This window comes from Bradyrhizobium sp. 23 (assembly GCF_023073295.1).
In the GTDB taxonomy this organism is placed as follows: Bacteria; Pseudomonadota; Alphaproteobacteria; order Rhizobiales; family Xanthobacteraceae; genus Bradyrhizobium; species Bradyrhizobium canariense_D.
On sequence record NZ_JADPJF010000014.1, the window covers coordinates 123,158 to 125,765 of the forward strand.

At 62.6% G+C, this 2,608-nt stretch carries 1 protein-coding gene and 1 pseudogene; both read left to right on the forward strand.

Translation table 11 applies throughout. The annotated features are described in order from the left end of the window. Positions 1 to 415, forward strand: a 415-nt coding sequence (locus tag IVB32_RS02725) for an EAL domain-containing protein (RefSeq protein WP_247409704.1), incomplete at its 5' end; no start/stop codon positions are given. A 365-nt stretch (positions 416 to 780) separates the two neighbouring features. Beyond that, positions 781 to 2,608 (forward strand): annotated as a pseudogene (locus IVB32_RS02730) (hypothetical protein); the annotation flags it as partial.

Genomic DNA, 2,608 nt, shown 5'->3' on the forward strand with positions numbered 1-2,608 from the left:
GATCGAGATCACGGAATCGATGCTGCTGTCGAAATACGCCTCGGCCGCGTCGGTCCTGAACGCGCTGCTGGAGCTCGGCGTCACCGTGGCGCTCGACGATTTCGGCACCGGCTTCTCCTCGCTGACTTACCTGCGCAAGCTGCCGTTCAGCCGCATCAAGATCGACCAGTCCTTCATCCGCGACATGCTGGTGCAGCCCGACTGCGCCGCGATCGTGAAATCGGTGATTGGGCTCGCGCGCGACCTGCGCATCGGCGTGGTCGCCGAAGGCGTCGAGACCGCCGACCAGCTCGAATATCTGCGCCAGATCGGTTGCGACGAGGTGCAGGGTTATCTCATCAGCCGGCCGGTGTCGGCGGATGGCGTTCTGGCGCTGCTTGATCCGAAGAAGTTGCGGGCGACCTACGCGGCGTAGAACGTGGACTCATAAAAGTGGAAGTGTCCGCTTTTGAAGTTCAAGCAGACTTGCACAAGCAGTCCCGCAGTTTCGACCTTTGGCCCAAGTCGGGCATGCATAAAAGACAGCGAGCCACCTAATTAGGGGGTTTTCGGACCGCACCAGGTTTGCCATCTCACCGCTGTGCCTTTGAGGCAACGATCACCATCAAACTGCGCCCCGTGGTTCAGCGGCGGTATCTTTGATGCTGACGATAGTCCACAGTGAAGATCAATTTTGGAATAACGGAAATTTGTATGGCGCGACAGTTGCTCAATGCGCGCCATCGCGCTCGCTCGGATACTGCACTAACGGAATCGCGCGCAGCCACGGGGCTAGCGCAAATGTCCGGGACTGCGCGGCTGCGTAGTGGCTCCGCTTGGTGGCGTGCCATCACGGCCGCGGCGCCAACTCTGGTCGCCGCCATCGCAATCGTGCTGCTGGCCGATACAGCCGCGCAGGCGGATTGCACCCCCGCATCCGCCAACGATGTCACCGCGACCTGTACCGGGATCACCATTAATCAGGGCGCCGGCGCGCCCGGCACCAGCGCAGACCCCAACAACGGCTACGGCACCGCCGTCGAAACTGGCGTCACGGTCACTGTCGATATCAACGCCTCCGTCACCGGTCTTCAGAACGGCCTCGCTCTCGGTTCGGGCGCTGTTACCAATTCCGGCAGCATCACCGGCACCGACGGCCTTTTGGGCCGCGGCATTTACGCCGACACCAACGCGACGGTGACGAACCTTGCCGCCGGCAGCATCACAGGCGGCGCGCACGGAATTTTTGCTCTCGGATCTGCCGATGTCACCAATTCCGGCAGCATCGCCGGCGCCGCCAACGCCGGTATTGGCGCGGTAGGCACTGCAACGGTAACCAACAATGCCGGCGGCAGTATTACGGGCGGCTTTTACGGAATTGGCGCCACGGTCGCCGATGTCACCAATTCGGGAAACATCACGGGCGGCCAGGTCGGCATTGCCGGCTCAGTCGGCGTGACGGTGACCAACAATGCTGCCGGCAACATCACGGGCGGCGGGTTCGGAATTGCCGCCGTCGGAGGAGGCTTTGCCAATGTCTCCAATTCCGGCAGCATCACCGGCACCGGCGCGGGCTCCTTCGGCGTCATCTCTCAGTCCAACGCGACGGTGACCAACAATGCCTCCGGCAACATCAGCGGCGCCGAGAGCGGAATTTCCGCCGTCGGAGGCTTTGCCAATGTCTCCAATTCCGGCAGCATCACCGGCGGCACCGACGCCGGTATTTTCGCCCAAACGACCGCAACGGTAACCAACAGTGCCGGCGGCAGTATTACAGGCGGCCTGTATGGAATTAGGGCCGCGATCGCCGATGTCACCAATTCCGGCAGCATCACCGGCGGCGCCATCGCTGGTTTCGTCGACGGTGGTATTATTGCCGACCAGAAGGCAACAGTAACCAACAAGGCCGGCGGTACTATTGCGGGCGGCAAGGTGGGAATTTACGTCGCCGCAGGCTCCGCCAACGTCACCAATTCCGGCAACATCACCGGCACCGTCGTTGCCATTGGCGCCATCGGAGGCTTTGCCAACGTCACCAATTCCGGCAGCATCACCAGTGGCCAGTACGGAATTTACGCCACCGGCGCCGGTTCTTCGGTCTTCAATGCCGGTACCATCAGCGGTGGCACCGCCGCGATCCGGTTTGCCGTCGGTGGCAATACGCTGACGCTGGCGCCGGGCTCGGTGATCACGACCAATGTGCTTGGCACCGGCGCCGACACGTTCCAGCTCGGCGGCACTGGCGCGGCGAGCTTCGATGTCTCGCAGATCGACGCGGCCGCGCAGTATCAGGGGTTCGGCACCTTCAACAAGGTCGACAATTCGATCTGGACCCTGACCGGCACCAGCACCTTTGCAGGTCCGGTCAACGTCAATGGTGGCACGCTCGCGGTCAACGGCGATATCACCTCGGCAAGCGGCATCACCGTGAACACTGGAGGTACGCTTGGCGGCATCGGCACGGTCGGCAACACCAACGTCAACGGCGGCACGCTGGCGCCTGGCAATTCGATCGGCACGCTCACCGTCAGCGGCAGCCTGACGATGACGGCGGCATCGACCTATCTGGTGCAGATATCGGGCGCATCGAGCGACATGACGGTTGTGACCGGCACCGCCAACCTTGCGG